This window comes from Ruegeria sp. AU67, assembly GCF_900312795.1.
GTDB lineage: Bacteria > Pseudomonadota > Alphaproteobacteria > Rhodobacterales > Rhodobacteraceae > Ruegeria > Ruegeria atlantica.
Window position 1 is genome coordinate 161,215 of sequence record NZ_OMPH01000030.1, and the last position, 17,896, is coordinate 179,110.

General features: G+C 57.9%; 14 protein-coding genes and 1 tRNA gene. 11 read left to right on the forward strand and 4 right to left on the reverse strand.

Features of this window, described 5'->3' with window-relative positions:
• Nucleotides 1-21 precede the first annotated feature (21 nt).
• The 11 genes from DK510_RS17625 (at nt 22) to DK510_RS17675 (ending at nt 12,784) form a co-directional block, all read left to right on the forward strand.
• Nucleotides 22-1,167, forward strand: coding sequence for an SPFH domain-containing protein (locus DK510_RS17625; RefSeq protein WP_109313198.1), 1,146 nt, complete (start codon nt 22-24; stop codon nt 1,165-1,167).
• 39 nt (nt 1,168-1,206) lie between these two features.
• On the forward strand, nt 1,207-2,295 hold the full coding sequence (locus DK510_RS17630; protein WP_109313199.1) for a TFIIB-type zinc finger domain-containing protein: 1,089 nt from the start codon (nt 1,207-1,209) through the stop codon (nt 2,293-2,295).
• 80 nt (nt 2,296-2,375) lie between these two features.
• Nucleotides 2,376-3,044 carry a nitroreductase gene (locus DK510_RS17635; RefSeq protein ID WP_109313200.1) on the forward strand — a complete coding sequence of 223 codons (669 nt, stop codon included), beginning with the start codon at nt 2,376-2,378 and terminating at the stop codon, nt 3,042-3,044.
• A gap of 25 nt (nt 3,045-3,069) precedes the next feature.
• On the forward strand, nt 3,070-3,507 hold the full coding sequence (gene dtd, locus DK510_RS17640; RefSeq protein WP_109313201.1) for a D-aminoacyl-tRNA deacylase: 438 nt from the start codon (nt 3,070-3,072) through the stop codon (nt 3,505-3,507).
• Entirely contained in the window at nt 3,507-4,610 is a 1,104-nt protein-coding gene (locus DK510_RS17645; RefSeq protein WP_109313202.1) for a glycerate kinase, read from the forward strand. The genes dtd and DK510_RS17645 overlap by 1 nt, the downstream gene beginning before the upstream one ends.
• Before the next feature lie 51 nt (nt 4,611-4,661).
• Entirely contained in the window at nt 4,662-6,656 is a 1,995-nt protein-coding gene (locus DK510_RS17650) for a CocE/NonD family hydrolase (RefSeq protein WP_109313203.1), read from the forward strand.
• 125 nt (nt 6,657-6,781) lie between these two features.
• Nucleotides 6,782-8,368 (forward strand): ABC transporter substrate-binding protein, encoded by a 1,587-nt coding sequence (locus DK510_RS17655; RefSeq protein WP_108859350.1) that lies wholly within the window; start codon nt 6,782-6,784, stop codon nt 8,366-8,368.
• A gap of 15 nt (nt 8,369-8,383) precedes the next feature.
• Nucleotides 8,384-9,340: an ABC transporter permease gene (locus DK510_RS17660; protein ID WP_058276793.1), complete on the forward strand. Its 957-nt coding sequence runs from the start codon at nt 8,384-8,386 to the stop codon at nt 9,338-9,340.
• Nucleotides 9,340-10,155 (forward strand): ABC transporter permease, encoded by an 816-nt coding sequence (locus tag DK510_RS17665; RefSeq protein WP_058275739.1) that lies wholly within the window; start codon nt 9,340-9,342, stop codon nt 10,153-10,155. The genes DK510_RS17660 and DK510_RS17665 overlap by 1 nt, the downstream gene beginning before the upstream one ends.
• On the forward strand, nt 10,152-11,789 hold the full coding sequence (locus DK510_RS17670) for an ABC transporter ATP-binding protein (protein ID WP_109313204.1): 1,638 nt from the start codon (nt 10,152-10,154) through the stop codon (nt 11,787-11,789). Before DK510_RS17665 ends, DK510_RS17670 begins: the two co-directional genes overlap by 4 nt.
• A 158-nt stretch (nt 11,790-11,947) precedes the next feature.
• Nucleotides 11,948-12,784, forward strand: coding sequence for an alkaline phosphatase family protein (locus tag DK510_RS17675; protein WP_109313205.1), 837 nt, complete (start codon nt 11,948-11,950; stop codon nt 12,782-12,784).
• 4 nt (nt 12,785-12,788) lie between these two features.
• Here the strand turns inward: DK510_RS17675 and DK510_RS17680 are convergent, their stop codons facing one another.
• The 4 genes from DK510_RS17680 to DK510_RS17695 all read right to left on the reverse strand — a co-directional run bounded on the left by DK510_RS17680 (nt 12,789) and on the right by DK510_RS17695 (nt 17,791).
• Nucleotides 12,789-13,712, reverse strand: a complete 924-nt coding sequence (locus DK510_RS17680) for an alpha/beta hydrolase (protein ID WP_109313206.1) — start codon at nt 13,710-13,712, stop codon at nt 12,789-12,791.
• Between the two features lie 12 nt (nt 13,713-13,724).
• A complete protein-coding gene (locus tag DK510_RS17685; protein ID WP_109313207.1) occupies nt 13,725-15,614 on the reverse strand; it encodes an acyl-CoA synthetase in 1,890 nt (629 codons plus the stop codon).
• 154 nt (nt 15,615-15,768) lie between these two features.
• A complete protein-coding gene (locus tag DK510_RS17690; protein WP_109313208.1) occupies nt 15,769-17,589 on the reverse strand; it encodes an ABC transporter transmembrane domain-containing protein in 1,821 nt (606 codons plus the stop codon).
• A 127-nt stretch (nt 17,590-17,716) separates the two neighbouring features.
• A tRNA-Gly gene (locus tag DK510_RS17695) sits at nt 17,717-17,791 on the reverse strand.
• Between the last annotated feature and the right edge of the window lie 105 nt (nt 17,792-17,896).

The following is a 17,896-nucleotide window of genomic DNA, read 5'->3' on the forward strand; positions in this document are numbered from 1 at the left end:
GCCCAAGAAAAGGAGACCCCAATGGGTATTTTCGATTTTCTGACCGGAGAGTTTATCGACGTCATTCACTGGGTCGACGACACCCGTGACACCATGGTCTGGCGGTTCGAGCGTGAAGGACATGCGATCAAGTACGGTGCCAAACTGACGGTGCGTGAGGGACAGGCAGCGGTGTTTGTGCACGAGGGACAGCTGGCAGACGTATTTACGCCCGGTCTTTATATGCTTGAGACCAACAACATGCCGATCCTGACGACGCTACAGCATTGGGATCACGGATTTCAGTCGCCCTTCAAATCCGAGATCTATTTCGTCAACACGACGCGTTTCAATGATCTGAAATGGGGCACCAAGAACCCGATCATGCTGCGCGATCCGGAATTCGGACCGACCCGTATCCGCGCCTTTGGCACATACACGGTCCGGGTCAAGGACCCCGCGAAGTTCCTGATTGAAATCGTCGGCACCGATGGTGAATTCACCATGGATGAGATCAGCTTTCAGATCCGTAACATCATCGTGCAGGAATTCAGCCGCGTGATTGCCGGATCCGGCATTCCGGTGCTGGACATGGCCGCCAACACCGCCGATCTGGGCAAACTGATCGCGGCCGAGGTCTCTCCCGTGCTGGAAGGTTATGGCCTGGAAATGCCGGAATTTTACATCGAAAACATCTCACTACCGCCCGCAGTTGAAGCGGCCCTGGACAAGCGGACCTCGATGGGGCTGGCGGGCGATCTGGGCAAATTCACCCAGTATTCCGCCGCCGAAGCGATGACCGCAGCAGCCAACAACCCCGGTCAGGGCGGCGGCATGGGTGCAGGCCTAGGTATGGGTATCGGCATGACGATGGCACAGCAAATGTCGAACATGGCAGCGGGTCAACCAAGCAGCCCGTGGGGCAGTTCCGCCCCCGCTGCCCCGCAACCAGCGGCGCATGCGGCACCGCCCCCTCCTCCGGTTGAGCATGTGTGGCATATCGCAGTGGAAGGGCAGACCAGCGGGCCGTTTTCCAAAGCCAAGATGGGCCGCATGGCAACCGATGGTGAAATCACCCGCAACACCCATGTCTGGACCGCCGGTCAGGACGGGTGGAAAAAGGCCGGTGACGTGCAGGAACTGGCTCAGCTGTTTACAATTTTGCCGCCACCACCGCCGGGCGCATAACCCCGCGACAAGTGTGAATGGATTGAGCAAGGGTCACCCATGACAGACGAACACCGCTTTCCCTGCGAGCAATGCGGCTCGGACTATCGGTTCAATCCGGGCGACGGGACCCTGACCTGCGATCATTGTGGGCATTCGGAATCCATAGGCGCCGGACCGTGGGGCGGTGCCAGCCTGAAAGAACTGGATTTCAACGCGGCGCTGGCGAACAAGCTGCCGGAAGCAGAGATCGAAGAAACGCGGGTTCTGTCCTGCCCGAACTGCGCAGCTGAGGTCGAGTTTGACCCGAACACCCATGCGGCAGAATGCCCGTTCTGTGCCACTCCGGTAGTCACGGAGACGGGAGTTAACCGGCATATCAAGCCAAAAGGCGTGTTGCCCTTTGCTCTGGATGAACGGTCGGCTCATAAGGCGATGTCGAGCTGGCTTGGCAAGTTGTGGTTCGCGCCCAACGGGTTGAAGGATTATGCCCGCAAAGGTCGCAAGATGCAGGGGATTTACGTCCCCTACTGGACCTTCGACGCGGATACCAAGTCAGCTTATCGCGGCGAGCGCGGCACGGTGTATTACGAGACCCGGACCGTCATGCGTGACGGCAAGCGCGTGCAACAGCAGGTGGCAAAGGTGCGGTGGTCCCCAAAATCCGGTCGGGTTGCCCGGTTCTTTGACGATGTTCTTGTGCTGGCGTCCCAGTCATTGCCGAAACGCTATACTGACGCGTTGGAACCCTGGGACTTGCCGGCGCTTGAACCTTACCAGCCCGAGTATCTGGCGGGTTTTCGGGCCGAGGCTTATACAGTCGAATTGCAGGACGGGTATACCGAAGCGCGCGGGCATATGGCCCGGGTGATCGAACGGGATGTGCGTTTTGATATCGGCGGCGACCGGCAGCGCATTCACGCAATCGACACGAATGTGCAAAATGTAACCTTCAAACATATTCTACTGCCTGTCTGGCTGGCCGCGTACAAATACCGGGGCCAGACCTATCGTTTCGTCGTGAACGGCAGAACGGGGCGTGTTCAGGGCGAACGCCCTTGGTCCGCTATTAAGATCACGATCGCTGTTGTGTTGGGTCTGCTGGTTGCAGCGGGTGTCGGATACCTCATGGCAACTGGTCAGCAGTAGCACCTGTACCCTTTTAACCGCTTGAATATCGCCGATTCTGCCGCCATCCTGCGCCTCGGCTACACAAAGGGGAGAGCAGTGTGACGCTATCCGATCTGGATCGATTACTGGCTGAGCGGCATTCTTGCCGGGCGTTCCGACCTGAACCCGTTCCCAAAGACCAGATCGAACAGATTCTGACCAGCGCGTCCCGTGCGCCCAGTTGGTGTAATGCGCAGCCCTGGAACATCGTGATCACCAGTGGAGCCGAGACTGACGCTTTTCGAAAAGCGCTGCAAAACGAAGTCACAACCGGCGTATCGGAACCCGACCTGCCGTTCCCGACGGCGTATACCGGTATCTATCAGGAGCGACGTCGCGAATGTGGCTGGGCATTATACGAAGCCGTGGGCGTGCAGCGCGGGGACCGCGCCGGTTCGGCCAAGCAAATGATGGAAAACTTTACCCTTTTCGGTGCGCCGCACTGTGCGATCATCTCAAGCCCTAAGGAACTTGGCGCGTACGGAGCAATGGACAGTGGTGGATTTGTCATGGCCTTCACCCTCGCCGCACAGGCCTTGGGAGTGGCCACAATCCCTCAGGCCGCCGTGGCCAACTATGGCAAGTTTCTGCACCGGCATTTCGACATTCCCGATGATCGGTCGATCTTGTGCGCAATCTCATTCGGATACTCGGATGCAGACCACCCCGCGAACGGGTTTCGAACCGACCGGGCCGATCTGGACGAGATCGCTTCTTGGGTCGGATAACCACGCCACCAAACGGAGAACAGATTTGCGCGCACTTCTACAGAGGGTTTCCCGGGCAAAAGTCTCGGTTGACGGACAAACGGTTGGGCAGTCCGGTCCGGGGTTGATGATCCTGGTCTGTGCGATGAAGGGTGACGACGAACAAAAGGTCGAACAACTGGCGACCAAGGTCTCAAAGCTGCGTATTTTCAAAGATGACACAGGTAAGATGAACCGCTCTGTCGTGGATGTGGGTGGCTCGGCGTTGGTGATCAGCCAGTTCACGCTGGCCGCCGATACCTCGCGCGGGAACCGGCCGGGATTTTCCGAGGCCGCCCCCCCGGATGTGGGGCAGCGCCTCTATGAAGAGTTTGCGTGGCGGTTGCAGGCCCATGGTGTGCCTGTGGAAACCGGGCAGTTCGGAGCCGACATGGCGGTAGAGCTGGTCAATGACGGACCGGTCACAATTTGGATGGAAAGCTAATGGATCAAAGGCAACAGGCAATTCGCATTTGGCAGGCCGGCGTTGACGCTGTTGACGGGAAAAGGGCCACTAAGGCTGTTCTGAATGATATCCAAACGCCCGACCAGATTCTGGCTGTCGGCAAGGCAGCCGCGGCGATGGCCAGCGCGGCATTGGACCATTTCGGCCCGCGTCCGACGCTGGTTGTCACCAAGGACGATCACGGGCGCGACCTGCCGGAATATGTACAGTTGATCGAAGCCTCTCATCCGGTTCCGGACACACGCAGCCTGGACGGTGGCCGCGCCTTCCGCGAAGCGATCGAGGCGATGGCACCTGGTTCCCATGTACTGCTGCTGGTTTCGGGCGGGGCATCATCTTTGGCAGAGGACTTACTGCCGGGTAACTCTTTGGCAGATCTGGCGCAATTGAACACAAGGCTGCTGGCCGAAGGTTTGGATATCACCGCAATGAATGCCGAGCGTCGAAAGCTGTCCCGGATCAAGGGCGGCGGGCTGTTGTCCCATTTCAACGGGGCCAAAGCGACCGTTCTGGCAATCTCGGATGTGCCCGGGGACGACCTGAACGTCATCGGATCGGGAATTGGCGCATTGCCTGACACTTACAAATTTGACGCCTCAACCAAGATCGTTGCTTCGAACGCCCATGCACGCTCGGCAGCCGCAGAAATGGCGCGCCGAGACGGTTTGCAAGTGCTGGCTGACGAAGAATGCCTGCATGACGATTTCTTGCAAATCGCATCCAATCTGGGGAAACGCCTAAAGGATATGCCCACTGGCGTCATGGTATTCGGCGGCGAACCAACGGTGGTTTTGCCGGACAAGCCGGGCCGCGGCGGGCGCAATCAGGCGTTGGCTCTGGCGCTTGCCCGGGAAATATCCGGGACCTCGGGTCTTACGCTGGTCGTCGGCGGAACTGATGGTACCGATGGTCCGACCAATGCAGCCGGAGCGGCAGTCGACGGCGCGACCTGGGGCGACGGGGCCGAGCGCGCACTGCAGCAGGCGGACAGCGGTAGTTACCTGGACCGCGCAGGCGCATTGCTGGTGACAGGCCCAACTGGAACGAACGTGATGGACCTTGTTGTCGCAATCAAACAGTGATTTGACGATTTTAGTACGTTGCAAAAAGACAAAGACCGAAAGACTTCCGAAATGACTCGCTCGCCCAATTCGCTATGCGATATCGAAGATCTACCGGATGTCGGCATAGTGATGCCGGATGGATGTCGTCTTTCAGCGCGTGTCTGGCGCCCGGTGGATGCGGACAGCAACCCCGTTCCGGCCATTTTGGAGTTCCTGCCCTATCGCAAGCGCGACGGCACGGCGACGCGGGATGCCCTGACCCATCCATGGTTTGCCAAACGCGGCTATGCTTGCATTCGCGTGGACATGCGCGGTAATGGAGACAGCGAAGGGTTGATGGAAGACGAGTACACCCAGCAAGAGCTGGAGGATGCCGTTTCGACAATCCAATGGCTGGCGGATCAGCCGTGGTGTTCGGGCACTGTTGGGATGATGGGAATCAGCTGGGGCGGGTTCAACGCGCTGCAGGTTGCCGCCCTTCAACCCGCACCGCTGAAGGCAATTATCACCCTGTGTTCAACCGCAGATCGTTACGCAGACGACATCCACTTTAAGGGCGGATGCTTGCTGAATGAAAACCTGGGTTGGGGCGCGACTATGTGGTCCTATTCATCCCGCGCACCGGACCCCACGCTGCGCCCCAACTGGCGTGAGTTATGGCTTGAGCGTTTGGAAAACCAACCGTTCCTTCCCTCGGCCTGGCTGCGCCACCAGACGCGCGACGCCTATTGGCAGCATGGCTCTGTCTGCGAAGACTTCAGCGCGATCCGCGCGGCGACTTTGGCCATAGGCGGCTGGGGTGACGCGTACAAGAACACCGTGCCGCTGCTGGTCGAACAGCTTAGCGCTCCGGTCAAGGGAATCGTGGGGCCATGGGTGCACAAATACCCGCATTTCGCAGTGCCCGAACCGAGGATCGGTTTTCTGCAAGAGGCGCTGCGTTGGTGGGATCATTGGCTGAAGGGTCTGGAAAGCGGCGTTGAAACCGACCCAGACTATCGAGCGTATCTGATGGACGGCGTCCGCCCAAAGCGGTGGTACAACAACAGACCCGGGCGCTGGATCAGCGAGCAAGCCGGCGCGACCTCGCATTTGTCCAACCTAACTTTGAACCTGTCGAACGATGGGCTGGGGCAAGATGAGCCGCTGGACACGCGGATCCAGTCGCCCCAAACCTGCGGCATGGATGGCGGCGAGTATTGCGCAATTTGGCTGGGCCCGGACATGCCGGGAGATCAGCGCGCCGATGATGCGTTGTCCGCCTGTTTCGATGGCCCGCCTTTGTCGGAAGATCTTGATATTGTCGGCGCTCCGCGCATTTGCCTGAATGTTAGTGCCGACCGTCCGCAGGCACAGATTGCCGTGCGGTTAAATCATGTCCATCCGGATGGGGCCTCAACCCGGATCACCTATGGCGTTCTAAACCTGTCGCACCGAGACAGCCACGCGCAACCAACTCCGGTAACACCTGGAAAACCCTACGAAATCTCATTGGACCTGGATCACATCGCCTATCGCGTTCCCAAAGGGCATCGCGTGCGGGTGGCTGTGTCCAGCGCGTATTGGCCGCTGATCTGGCCAGCGCCTGAACCCGTCGAACTGCACCTGACAGGTGGTACGATCACGATCCCGAACCGGCCGACCGCGGGTGATGATGAGCATGTGTTTCAGCCGCCCGATTCTGAAACCCCGATTGATGTGACGACCCTGCGGGACAGCAGCAACTCTCGCCGGGTGGAGACTGACTTGAATTCAGGTGAAACCCGATTGATCATCGAAGACGATTTCGGTCGCGTAACGGACAATCACCACGGGCTTACGCATGGTGGCACTGCATATGAACGCTGGACCATCCACCCCGACGACCCGCTATCCGCCCACGGGCAGTGCCGCTGGACACAGGAGATCAGTCGGGACGGGATAGACCTGCGCACGGAAACATCCTGCGAAATGTGGTCGGATCGAGAGAGCTTTTTTCTTAAGGCGCAAATAAGTGCCTTTGAAAACGAAACCTTGGTATTCTCTAAACAAACGGAGGACGCCGTTCCACGAAACCAGATGTGATATTTTGGTGGCCAAAGGTCAGACATTTGTCCTTGCTCGGTAGACCGAAATGCGCCTAACTTGACTCATGCGTCAATAAAAATGCCCGGGAAGGGCTGAAATTCAATCAACTGGGAGATCACTAAATGAACGAACAACTCACTCACATGGCCGGTCAGGTCACTGCGGGCAAACTGACCCGTCGCGAATTCATGGGGAAAGCGGCGGCTCTGGGTGTGTCGGCGGCGATGGCCAGCACCATGTTCGCTGACGCTGCGCGCGCGGCAGGACCGAAGAAGGGCGGCGACCTGAAATTTGGCTTGCAAGGCGGCGAATCCACCAATTCGCTGGATCCGGCGACCTATGCCAGCTCGGTGCCGTTCCAGAACGGCAAACAATTCGGTGACCAGCTTGTGGAAGTTGCGCCCGACGGGTCGATCGAGCCGCGCCTGGCTGAAGCAGTCGAAGGCAGCGCGGACGCCAAAGTTTGGACGTTCAAACTGCGTCAGGGCGTCGAATTCCACAACGGCAAGACCATGACCAGCGAAGACGTGCTGAAAACTATGGAGCGCCACTCGAACGAAGACTCCAAGTCCGGTGCCCTGGGTATCATGAAGGGCATCGAGTCAATGAAGGCCGATGGCGACAATTTCCAGGTCACACTGACCGAGCCAAATGCCGACTTGCCCTATCTGATGGCCGACTATCACCTGATCATTCAGCCTGATGGTGGAATGGAAAACCCAGGTGCGGGCATTGGCACCGGACCATACCAGTTGGAAGTCGACGAGCCGGGCGTACGCCACGTGTTCAAGAAATTTGCCAACCACTGGAACCCCGATTTCGGCAATTTCGACAGCGTCGAAGTAATTGTCATCAACGATGCGACTGCCCGTACGGCTGCTCTGCAGTCCGGTCAGGTTCATGCGATCAACCGCGTTGAACCAAAGGTTGCCGATCTGCTGGGCCGCGCCCCGAACTTGACGGTGCACTCGACCGCCGGCCGTGGACATTATGTGTTCATCATGCATTGCGACACCGCGCCGTTCGACAACAACGAACTGCGGCTGGCGCTAAAACACGCAATCAACCGCCAGGACTTGGTCGACAAGGTTCTTCGCGGCTACGGCACAATTGGCAACGACATGCCGATCAATGCGGCATACCCGCTGTTTGACGGCTCTATCCCGCAACGCGACTTCAGCCTTGAAAAGGCGGCAGAGCACTATGCGAAGTCGGGTCATGACGGTTCGCCGATCATCCTGCGTGTTGCAGATGGCGCCTTCCCGGGTGCCGTTGACGCAGCGGCCCTGTTCCAGCAAAGCGCGGCTCAGGCCGGTATCCCGCTGGAAATCAAGCGCGAGCCCAACGATGGCTACTGGTCCGAGGTCTGGAACGTTCAGCCGTTCTGCGCATCCTATTGGGGTGGCCGTCCGGTGCAGGATCAGATGTACGCGACAGCGTATCTGTCGACTGCCGACTGGAACGACACCCGCTTCAAAGTGCCAGAGTTCGACGAAATGCTGTTTGCAGCACGGGCCGAGCTGGACAACGACAAACGCAAGGACATCTACAGCAAAATGGGCATGATGGTCCGCGACCAAGGCGGTCTGATCTGCCCGATGTTCAACGATTTTGTCGAAGGCGTCACCAATCAGCTCGAAGGTTGGGAAAGCGACCCGACCCAAGAGATGATGAATGGCAACATGTCACGCAAGATGTGGTTCGCCTGATAGGGCCCACGGATTATGCATCCTATCATCAAACTGGTTTCCCAGCGCCTTGCGCTGGGACTCCTGCTTCTCTTCGGTGCATCGGCTCTGATTTTCGGCCTCACCGAAGCCCTGCCTGGGGACGCTGCGCAAGCGGTCCTTGGCCAATCTGCAACCCCCGAGGCGCTGGCAAACCTGCGCGAGGAAATGGGCCTCAACCGTCCCGCTTTAACCCGATATTTCGAATGGTTGGGCGGCATCCTGCAGGGCGATCTAGGTCAGTCTTTGACCAACAAACTCGACATCGCAGAAAGCATCGGAAAGCGCTTAGGGAACACCCTGTTCCTGGCATGTGCTGCAGCCGTCGTATCCGTGCCGCTTGCTATCTTTCTAGGCCTTCTGGCCGTTCGTTACCGCAACCGCTGGCCTGACAAACTGATTTCTGCAATCACCCTGACAACGGTTTCGATCCCGGAATTCCTGATCGGTTACGTGGTGATCTACTTCGTCTCAGTGAAACTGGGCTGGTTCTCCTCACTCGCAATGATCAACGACACAATGTCCTTCGGGCAAAAGCTAAATGCCATCGCCTTGCCTGCCTTCGTTCTGACACTGGTAGTGCTGGCGCAGATGATGCGAATGACCCGCGCTGCGATCCTGAACCTGATGCAATCGGCCTATATCGAAACGGCTGAACTGAAAGGCCTCTCGAATTTTCAGGTCATTGCGCGCCACGCGTTTCCCAACGCGATTTCCCCCATTGTCAACGTTGTAATGCTGAACCTGGCCTATCTGGTTGTGGGCGTCGTCGTTGTTGAAGTGGTGTTCGTATATCCAGGCATGGGGCAATATCTGGTGGATTCGGTGACCAAGCGTGACGTGCCGGTCGTTCTGGCCTGCGGCGTCGTCTTTGCCGCGGTCTATATCGGGCTCAACATGGTTGCCGATATTGTGTCTATCCTTGCCAACCCAAGACTGAGGCATCCGAAATGATGAAGAACATTCCTATTTCGGCCGCCGTCGGTCTGTTTTTCACCGGACTGTACTTTTTCATAGCCATCGCTGCCCCACTGATCGCCCCTTACGGAATGGCTGAAGTGGTCGGTGATGTGTGGGAACCGTCAAGCGCCGAGCATCTGCTGGGCACGGACAATATCGGGCGCGATCTGCTGACACGCATGATCTATGGTGGTCGCACGACCATCTTTATCGCTGCGATGGCTACGATCCTCAGCTTTATCACAGGCACCTCGCTGGGCCTATTGGCTGCGGTTTTGGGTGGTTGGGCTGACCAGGCGCTTAGCCGGATGGTTGACCTGATCATGTCGATCCCGACGCTGATCCTGGCACTGGTTATCCTGGCGATTGTTCCGGTGACCGTTCCAATCCTGATCCTGGTGATGGGGCTGTTGGACGCCACGCGTCCTTACCGACTTTCTCGATCGGTCGCCGTGGATATCAACGTGATGGACTATGTCGAAGCCGCAAAGCTGCGCGGTGAAGGTCGACGCTGGATCATCTTCCGGGAAATCCTGCCAAACGCTCTGTCGCCTCTGGTGGCTGAATTCGGGCTGCGGTTCATCTTCATGGTCCTGTTCATCTCGACCCTGTCGTTCCTGGGCCTGGGCGTTCAGCCGCCGTTGGCGGACTGGGGTGGCATCGTGAAGGAAAACAAGGACGGGATCGTCTATGGCATCGGCGCGGCCCTGTACCCCGCTGTGGCCATCGCGACGCTCGCCATCTCGGTCAACCTTGTGGCTGACTGGGTTCTGAACCGTACCACATCGCTGAAAGGAGGCCGGGGATGAGTGATACCCTTCTCAAGGTCCGCAACCTCAAGATCGGCGCGACCGTCTATCCGCCCGGCGAAAAGCCCCATGACATCGAAATCGTGCACGGGGTCAGCTTTGACCTCGAACGCGGCAAGGTGTTGGGGCTGATCGGTGAATCCGGTGCCGGTAAATCGACCATCGGTTTGGCGTCTATGGCTTATGGCCGCGGTGGTGTCGAACTGACCGGTGGCGAAGTCTGGGTCAACGGGCGCGACATTCTAAAAACCCCGCATAGCGATATCCGCAATCTGCGTGGGGGCGAGGTTGCCTATGTCTCGCAATCCGCGGCCGCGTCGTTTAACCCGGCGAAGAAGATCATGGATCAGGTGGTCGAAGCTGCGGTCGAACATAAGAAGTTTTCGCGTAAAGAGGCCGAAGGCCGCGCGCGGGAACTTTTCGCCAAGCTAGGGCTGCCCGATCCGGACAATATCGGCGATCGTTACCCGCACCAAGTCTCGGGCGGTCAGCTACAGCGTTGCATGACGGCGCTGGCGCTGTGCCCCGAGCCTGATCTTGTGGTGTTTGATGAACCGACCACAGCACTGGATGTGACCACTCAGATCGACGTTCTGATGGCGATCAAAGAGGCCATTCGCGATACTGGCGTTGCTGCGCTCTATATCACGCATGACCTCGCCGTTGTCGCTCAGGTCAGTGATGACATCATGGTTCTGCGGATGGGCAATACGGTCGAGTATGGCAATACCGACCAGATCATCAACAACCCGCAGGAAGAGTATACCAAGGCGCTGGTTTCGGTCCGCTCGATCGAGCACGAAGAGAAAAAACCCACACCGGAATCGGTATTAAGCGTCGAAGGTATTACCGCGCGCTACAAGGGTTTGAATTTCGACGTGCTACACAACGTCAATGTCGAGCTTCATCCGGGGCAGACACTGGCCGTCGTCGGTGAATCCGGTTCGGGCAAGTCGACCCTGGCGCGGGTGATCACAGGCTTGCTGCCGCCGCGCGATGGTGAAATCACCTTTGCTGGCCGCAAGCTTAGTGGCGATCTGAAGGGCCGCAGCCGTGAAGACCTGCGCGAGCTGCAGATGATCTACCAGATGGCGGACGTGGCAATGAACCCACGCCAGACGGTTGGTACGATCATTGGACGCCCGCTGGAGTTCTACTTCAACATGCGCGGTGCCGAAAAACGCAAGCGGATCGTCGAACTGTTGGATGAGATCGAACTGGGCGAAAAGTACATGGACCGCTATCCGGCGGAACTGTCAGGTGGTCAGAAACAGCGTGTCTGCATCGCGCGGTCGCTGGCAGCCAAGCCCAAGATGATCATCTGTGACGAGGTCACCTCGGCACTTGATCCACTGGTTGCGGACGGCATCCTGAAACTGCTGTTGGACCTTCAGAAGATCGAGGATGTGGCATACCTGTTCATCACCCACGATCTGGCGACGGTGCGCGCGATTAGCGATAGTATTGCGGTGATGTATCAGGGTCGGGTGGTTCGCTATGGGTCGAAAAGCGAGGTGCTGAGCCCGCCGTTCGACGACTATACCGACCTGCTGCTCAGTTCCGTCCCCGAGATGCATCTGGGTTGGCTGGAAGAGGTCGTTGCCCACCGCAAAATGGAAAGCGCCGGGAACTGACCCCTGCCCTTTCCGTGACAGTTAAGTGAAAAATTGAAATCCCGGCGCCTTGTTCGATGACAGGTGTCGGGATTTTGCTATTGGGGGCGTGAACGGGCAGACCCCTGATCGCGAATCCCCTAGGGTCGCCAGAAATATTTAGTCAAAAGGCCAAAGACATGGACCGCAAACTACTCCTTATCATCCTGGACGGTGTTCCGTGGCGCAATTTCCGACGGTTGTTCGGTAACCTTGAAGGTTGGGTAGACAGCGGGGAGGCGCGCGTGTGGAAACTACGCGCTGTTTTGCCGTCCACGTCCGCCAGCTGCTATGCTTCGATCCACACCGGTGTCACACCCCAGGAGCATGGCTGTACCGGCAACGGCAATGTCTTTCGTCTAGGCCATAAGGATGTCTTTAGCCAGGTTCGTGAGGCTGGTGGCGTAACCGGGGCGGTCACCCACAGCTATTGGTCGCAGTTCTTCAACCGCCACCCGTTCGATTACGTCCGCGACATCGAATATGATGAGCCTGAGAGCAAGACAATCAACCACGGCCGCTTTCACACCATGACCGGCTATGGCAAAGCCAATCAGATGACCCCGTCTGACGTGGATCTCTATGCCACTCTGACCAACCTTTGCCTGCGTCATGGGCTGGATTACGGCCTACTGCATGCCTGCACATTGGACAGTATGGGGCACCGTTTCTACCATGATTGCGAGGAGATGGACCACGCCTGTTTCGTCGCAGACGAGATGCTGGCCCCCTTCATCCCGCGTTGGCGGCAACTAGGCTATGAGGTCATCGTGACCGCCGATCACGGTCAGGACGAACGCGGACATCACGGCGGGCGCAGCCCGCTACAACAGGAAACGGCACTGTACTACTTTGGCGACGCGGAAGGACCCGAGGTCGACACGGTGATCGACCAACTGCAACTAGCGCCCACGATCCTGAACCGGATGGGTGCGCCCATTGCCGAAACGATGAAGGCGAAACCGTTCCTGCAGTGAGAGATCAGTCGTAGGGCCAGATCTGCTGACCCAACGCCTCGATCGCGACCGAAATCCTCTCAAAACTGTCTGCCGCGCGCTTAACACTGGTACGCGCGCGCAGATAACCGTGAACGAGGCCCGGCTCGTTGATCCAATGCGCTTGCCCTCCGGCGGCTGAAATCTTGTCGCAATAAGCGCCACCATCATCCCGTAGCGGATCACAATCTGCAGTCACCACCACGGTTGGCGGTAGGCCCGAGAAATCTGTGTCGTGAAGCGGCGCGAAGGTCGGATCATCTTGCGGGATATCACCACCACAACGCACTTTTTCGTAGAATTGAATCTCATCCAGCGTCAAAAGGGGCGCGTGGGCGTGCTCTATATACGACCCTTTCGTGCTGTCACCACCCAAACCGGGGTAGATCAGGACCTGACCCAGCACATGGTCCAACTTACCTCGTCCGTATTGGGCGACTGCGGCCGCCAGGTTGCCACCGGCACTGTCACCCGCAAGGACAATCGGGTCGCCGAATTCCTGCGCCACCCAGTTTGTCGCATTCCAGCTGTCTTGAAACTGCGCCGGGTGGACATGTTCGGGACACAGACGATAGTCCACGGCCACAACCCGATATCCGGTCTGCGCGCAGATCTCGGCGCAAACATCATCGTGGCTGTCCAGACCTCCAACAACAAATCCGCCACCATGAAAATAAGTGACGGTTCGCGTCGGCTGACCCGCATTGTAGACACGGACAGGCACGCCAAATGCCTGCCTGTCCTCAGTCTCGACCCCCTGCGGGCGGGGTTGGCGAAAGTCGCGACACATCGTGTCGTACACCCGGCGCTGATCCTCGATCGACTGTTCGACCGCATCATCGGGATAGCTTTCAGCCGTTCGTTTTATGAACGCCCAAGTCTCTTCATCAATCAGACGTTCATAATCCATGTTTCCTCCCGGTCAGGCAGCCCACTCCCACGGCCGGGTGAACGATCCCAGCACTTTGCTGACATCGTCCTCTGCGGAACCCTTCGCGTCAAGCTGCGCAACGAGTCCGCGTTTCTTATCGTCGATGACCGAAATGACCCGTGCCTCAAGACCAGCCTCTTCCAACGCGCCGTTATAGATACGCGTGATCGCCTGTTTGCGAAGCTCGGGCTTAAAGACCTTACCGACCGCAGTTTTAGGCAGCTCGTCCAGAATGGTCATGTGCTTGGGTTGTGCCGCGCGTTCATGGACATGCACATTGCAATACTCCATCAGCTCTTTCTCGGTGACCGAGGCCCCATCGACCAGTTCGACAAAGGCGCAAGGCACCTCGCCCGAATAGGCGTCAGGCTGCCCGATGGCACCGGCAAACGCAACAGCATCGTGCCCCAGCAGAGCTTCTTCGATCTCGGCCGGGTCAATGTTGTGACCGCCGCGAATGATCAGGTCCTTGGCACGACCCGTGATCCACAGGTAGCCGTCCCCGTCAAAGCGTCCCAGATCACCTGTGCGCAGGTATTTGTCGAAGTGATAAAGACCTACGTTCTTGTCCGCCTCAGTATAGGTATTGCCCGCAAAGACACCGGGGTTCGAAATGCAAATCTCGCCAATTTCATCTGCGGCGCATTCCTTTGGTCCGTCCGGACCATCCTGCAGGATTTTCACATCTGTATAGGGGAACGGAATACCGATCGAGCCAATCTTCTTTTCCCCGTCCACCGGGTTGCAGGACACCAGACAGGTGGCCTCGGTTAGCCCATAGCCTTCTACGATGGTCACACCGGTCGCTTCTTCGAACCTGCGGAACAGTTCGACGGGCAAAGGCGCTGAACCTGAGAACGCCGTCTTCACGCTTGAGATGTCCGCATCTACGGGGCGCTGCATCTTGGCAGCAATCGCTGTGGGTACGGTGATGATGAACGTTACTTTCCAGCGCTCAATCAATTTCCAGAAATTGTCGAAAACACCGTCGCCGCGATATCCCGCAGGCGTCGGGAAAACCACATGCGCGCCGGATGAGACGGCAGCCATCATGATCACATGCACGGCAAAAACGTGGAACATGGGCAGCGGGCACATGATCACGTCCTCGTCCGAGAACAACAGAGTGTTCCCCAGCCAGCCGTTGTAGATAAGGCCCGAGTATTTGTGCTGCGCGACCTTCGGCATGCCCGTTGTGCCGCCGGTGTGGAAATAGCAGGCAACGCGATCTTCCTTGCTGTCTTCGAAAGTCAGTGTCGTTGGCTGCTTGGCCAGTTCTATATTGAAGTTCTTGTAATCCGCATGGGCCAGTTTTTCCTTGTCGCCCATCTTTGGACGCAGGAACGGCACCAGCCAGGATTTTGGCGGCGTCAGATAGCGGTTGAGGTCAATCTCGAGAATGGTTTTGACGTTGGGCGCGTGGCGCACCGCCTCTTCGACCTTTTGCGCCACATCCGTTTTGGGGAAGGACTTCAACGTCACAACCACTTTGGCACCGGTTTCGCGCAGGATTGCGGCGATCTGCTCGGGCTCTAGCAGCGGGTTGATCGGGTTCACGATGCCTGCGACTGCACCGCCCATCATGGTGACTAGCGTTTCGTTACAGTTGGGCAGCACATAGGCCACCACGTCTTTCTCGCCGACACCCAAAGACCGGAACAGGTTCGCTGCCTGATTGACTTTGCCTAACAGTTGCGACCACGTCAGAGTCTCGGCCTTGTCTGTCGGACCAGACATGAGCTGAAAGCTGACCGCATCACTGTTCGGAAATTTGCCTGCTGTGCGTGACAGCAACTGGTGGAAAGTGACCGGAACATCCCGATCCTCCCACGACATTTCCTGCTCCATTCTCGCCTTGTCTTCCAAACCCACAAAGGCCATGTGACTCCTCCCTGTTTTTCTCCCACGTCTTGCGCGGTTTTTTCCAAAACAAGATGGAAGCAAAACCCCGCAGGTGCAAGCGACGGGTTAGAGGGGCCACGCCCAAATTTGTAGAATTACGCAGCGGCGTAAAACTGACTTCCCCGACGTCAGGCTATTCTGCCGCAACTCCGTCGGTGAATTGCAGGCGCGCCAGGCGAGCATACAAGCCATCCTGAACGACCAGATCCTCGTGCGTGCCTTGGGCCACGATCTGACCGGCTTCCATCACAACGATCCGATCCGCCTTTTTGACCGTCGCCAGACGGTGGGCCACGATCAGTGTGGTGCGCCCGGCGCGCATCTGGTCAACCGCGCCCTGAACCGCGCGTTCGCTTTCGGCATCCAAGGCCGAAGTCGCCTCGTCCAGCAGCAGAACCGGAGCATCACGCAAGATGGCGCGTGCAATCGCGATCCGCTGTTTCTGACCACCCGACAGCATAACGCCGCGTTCCCCGACAAAGCTGTCATAGCCTTCGGGCAGTTTCGAGATGAACTCATGTGCCGCAGCCGCACGCGCGGCGGCCTCAACCTCGGCATCCGAAGCGTTCAGACGCCCGAACCGAATATTCTCGCGGGCCGAGGCTGCAAAGATGATCGGGTCCTGGGGCACCAATGCCATGTGCTGCCGGAAATCGGATCGGTCGAGGTCGCGCAGGTCAACGCCGTCCAGACTGACATGACCTGCATCCGGATCGTAGAACCGCTGGATCATTTGAATCACTGTGGTTTTGCCTGCACCCGATGGACCAACGAAAGCCACGGTTTCACCCGGTTGGATCGACAGGGTCAGATGGTCCAGTGCCACAACAGCCGGACGGGCCGGATAGTGGAAGATCACATCCTCAAAACGGATCTCGCCCCGAACAGGTGAAGGCAGTGATGCTGCCTTGTCCGGATCAATCACGGTATCCTGCGCATTCAGCAATTCCACTAGACGCTCGGTCGCGCCGGCTGCACGTTGCAGCTCGCTCCAAATCTCAGAGAGGGCGGCGACAGAGCCGGCCATGATGATTGAATAGATCACGAACTGGATCAGAACACCTTCGGTCATCACGCCGTTACGAACGTCGTTAGCCCCCATCCACAGCACGCCGACGATGCCCGAAAATACAAGGAAGATAACGATTACCGTCATCACCGCGCGCGTTTGAATACGCCGAAGAGAAACCGCATAAGAGGTTTCAGTCATATCGTCGAACTGCTTCCGGCTGGCTTTTTCATGCGTAAATGCCTGAACGGTTTGCACCGCGCTCAGTGCCTCGCCTGCGTTGCCCGACGAGGCCGCGATCCAGTCCTGATTTTCGCGGCTGAGGACCCTCAGACGACGCCCCAGAACAAGTATCGGCACCACTACCACCGGGATCAGCAAAAGCACCAAACCCGTTAGCTTGGCCGAGGTCAGCAGCATCAGAACCAAACCACCCGCGAACAAAAGCATATTGCGCAAGGCAATGGATACGGACGATCCCAGCACAGACTGAATCAGGGTCGTGTCCGTGGTGATACGGCTGAGAACCTCGCCGGTCATGACCCGTTCGTAGAACTCGGGGCTCATTCCTATGACGCGGTTAAACACGGCCTTGCGGATATCGGCCACAACGCGCTCGCCCAACCGGGTCACCAGCGCATAGCGGATGCCAGTTCCCACCGCCAAAATCGCGGCAATGCCCAGTGCCGCCAGAAAGTACCAATCCAGCAACTCGCCATCTTCAATTCGGAAATTGTCGACTACCCGGCGTACCGCAAGTGGCAGAGTTAGCGTCATGCTGGCCGTCAACACCAGTGCCAGAACCGCACCCGTCATCAGGGCCCGATACGGCTTCATAAATGGCCAAAGAGACGACAGAACGCCTATCTTCCGCGATCCAGCACGCTCTTCCGTGGCACCGGGTGCAGGTTTGCCCTTAGGCGTGGCTGAGGCAGAGTTCGCCATAATTGGCCCTTACGTCTTTTTCGCACTTAAGTGTTCGCTTCTTGGCGGCCACGGCAAGCCGGGTCAAGAACCACAATATATGACCCAACATAAAAGGGCCATTTGACGCAGAATTTTAGGGCTGATTTGGAGCGGGCGGCGGGAATCGAACCCGCTTCATCAGCTTGGAAGGCTGAGGTAATAGCCAGTATACGACGCCCGCTCAGCGCTGGTCGGTTTAAGCGATGCGTCAGATGTCGTCAAGCGCCGTTCGAAGCCAGATTTCAAATTCGTCGACAAAAATTGTCAGGCGGTATACCGCATCCCG

What these genes read in the sequence shown, in the direction of transcription:
- DK510_RS17690 (WP_109313208.1), bottom strand. Translation starts at nt 17,589, where the DNA reads ATGGCGAACTCTGCCTCAGCCACGCCTAAGGGCAAACCTGCACCCGGT.
- DK510_RS17630 (WP_109313199.1), top strand. Translation starts at nt 1,207, where the DNA reads ATGACAGACGAACACCGCTTTCCCTGCGAGCAATGCGGCTCGGACTAT.
- DK510_RS17645 (WP_109313202.1), top strand. Translation starts at nt 3,507, where the DNA reads ATGGATCAAAGGCAACAGGCAATTCGCATTTGGCAGGCCGGCGTTGAC.
- DK510_RS17655 (WP_108859350.1), top strand. Translation starts at nt 6,782, where the DNA reads ATGAACGAACAACTCACTCACATGGCCGGTCAGGTCACTGCGGGCAAA.
- DK510_RS17670 (WP_109313204.1), top strand. Translation starts at nt 10,152, where the DNA reads ATGAGTGATACCCTTCTCAAGGTCCGCAACCTCAAGATCGGCGCGACC.
- DK510_RS17680 (WP_109313206.1), bottom strand. Translation starts at nt 13,712, where the DNA reads ATGGATTATGAACGTCTGATTGATGAAGAGACTTGGGCGTTCATAAAA.
- DK510_RS17675 (WP_109313205.1), top strand. Translation starts at nt 11,948, where the DNA reads ATGGACCGCAAACTACTCCTTATCATCCTGGACGGTGTTCCGTGGCGC.
- DK510_RS17625 (WP_109313198.1), top strand. Translation starts at nt 22, where the DNA reads ATGGGTATTTTCGATTTTCTGACCGGAGAGTTTATCGACGTCATTCAC.
- DK510_RS17650 (WP_109313203.1), top strand. Translation starts at nt 4,662, where the DNA reads ATGACTCGCTCGCCCAATTCGCTATGCGATATCGAAGATCTACCGGAT.
- DK510_RS17685 (WP_109313207.1), bottom strand. Translation starts at nt 15,614, where the DNA reads ATGGCCTTTGTGGGTTTGGAAGACAAGGCGAGAATGGAGCAGGAAATG.
- DK510_RS17665 (WP_058275739.1), top strand. Translation starts at nt 9,340, where the DNA reads ATGAAGAACATTCCTATTTCGGCCGCCGTCGGTCTGTTTTTCACCGGA.
- DK510_RS17660 (WP_058276793.1), top strand. Translation starts at nt 8,384, where the DNA reads ATGCATCCTATCATCAAACTGGTTTCCCAGCGCCTTGCGCTGGGACTC.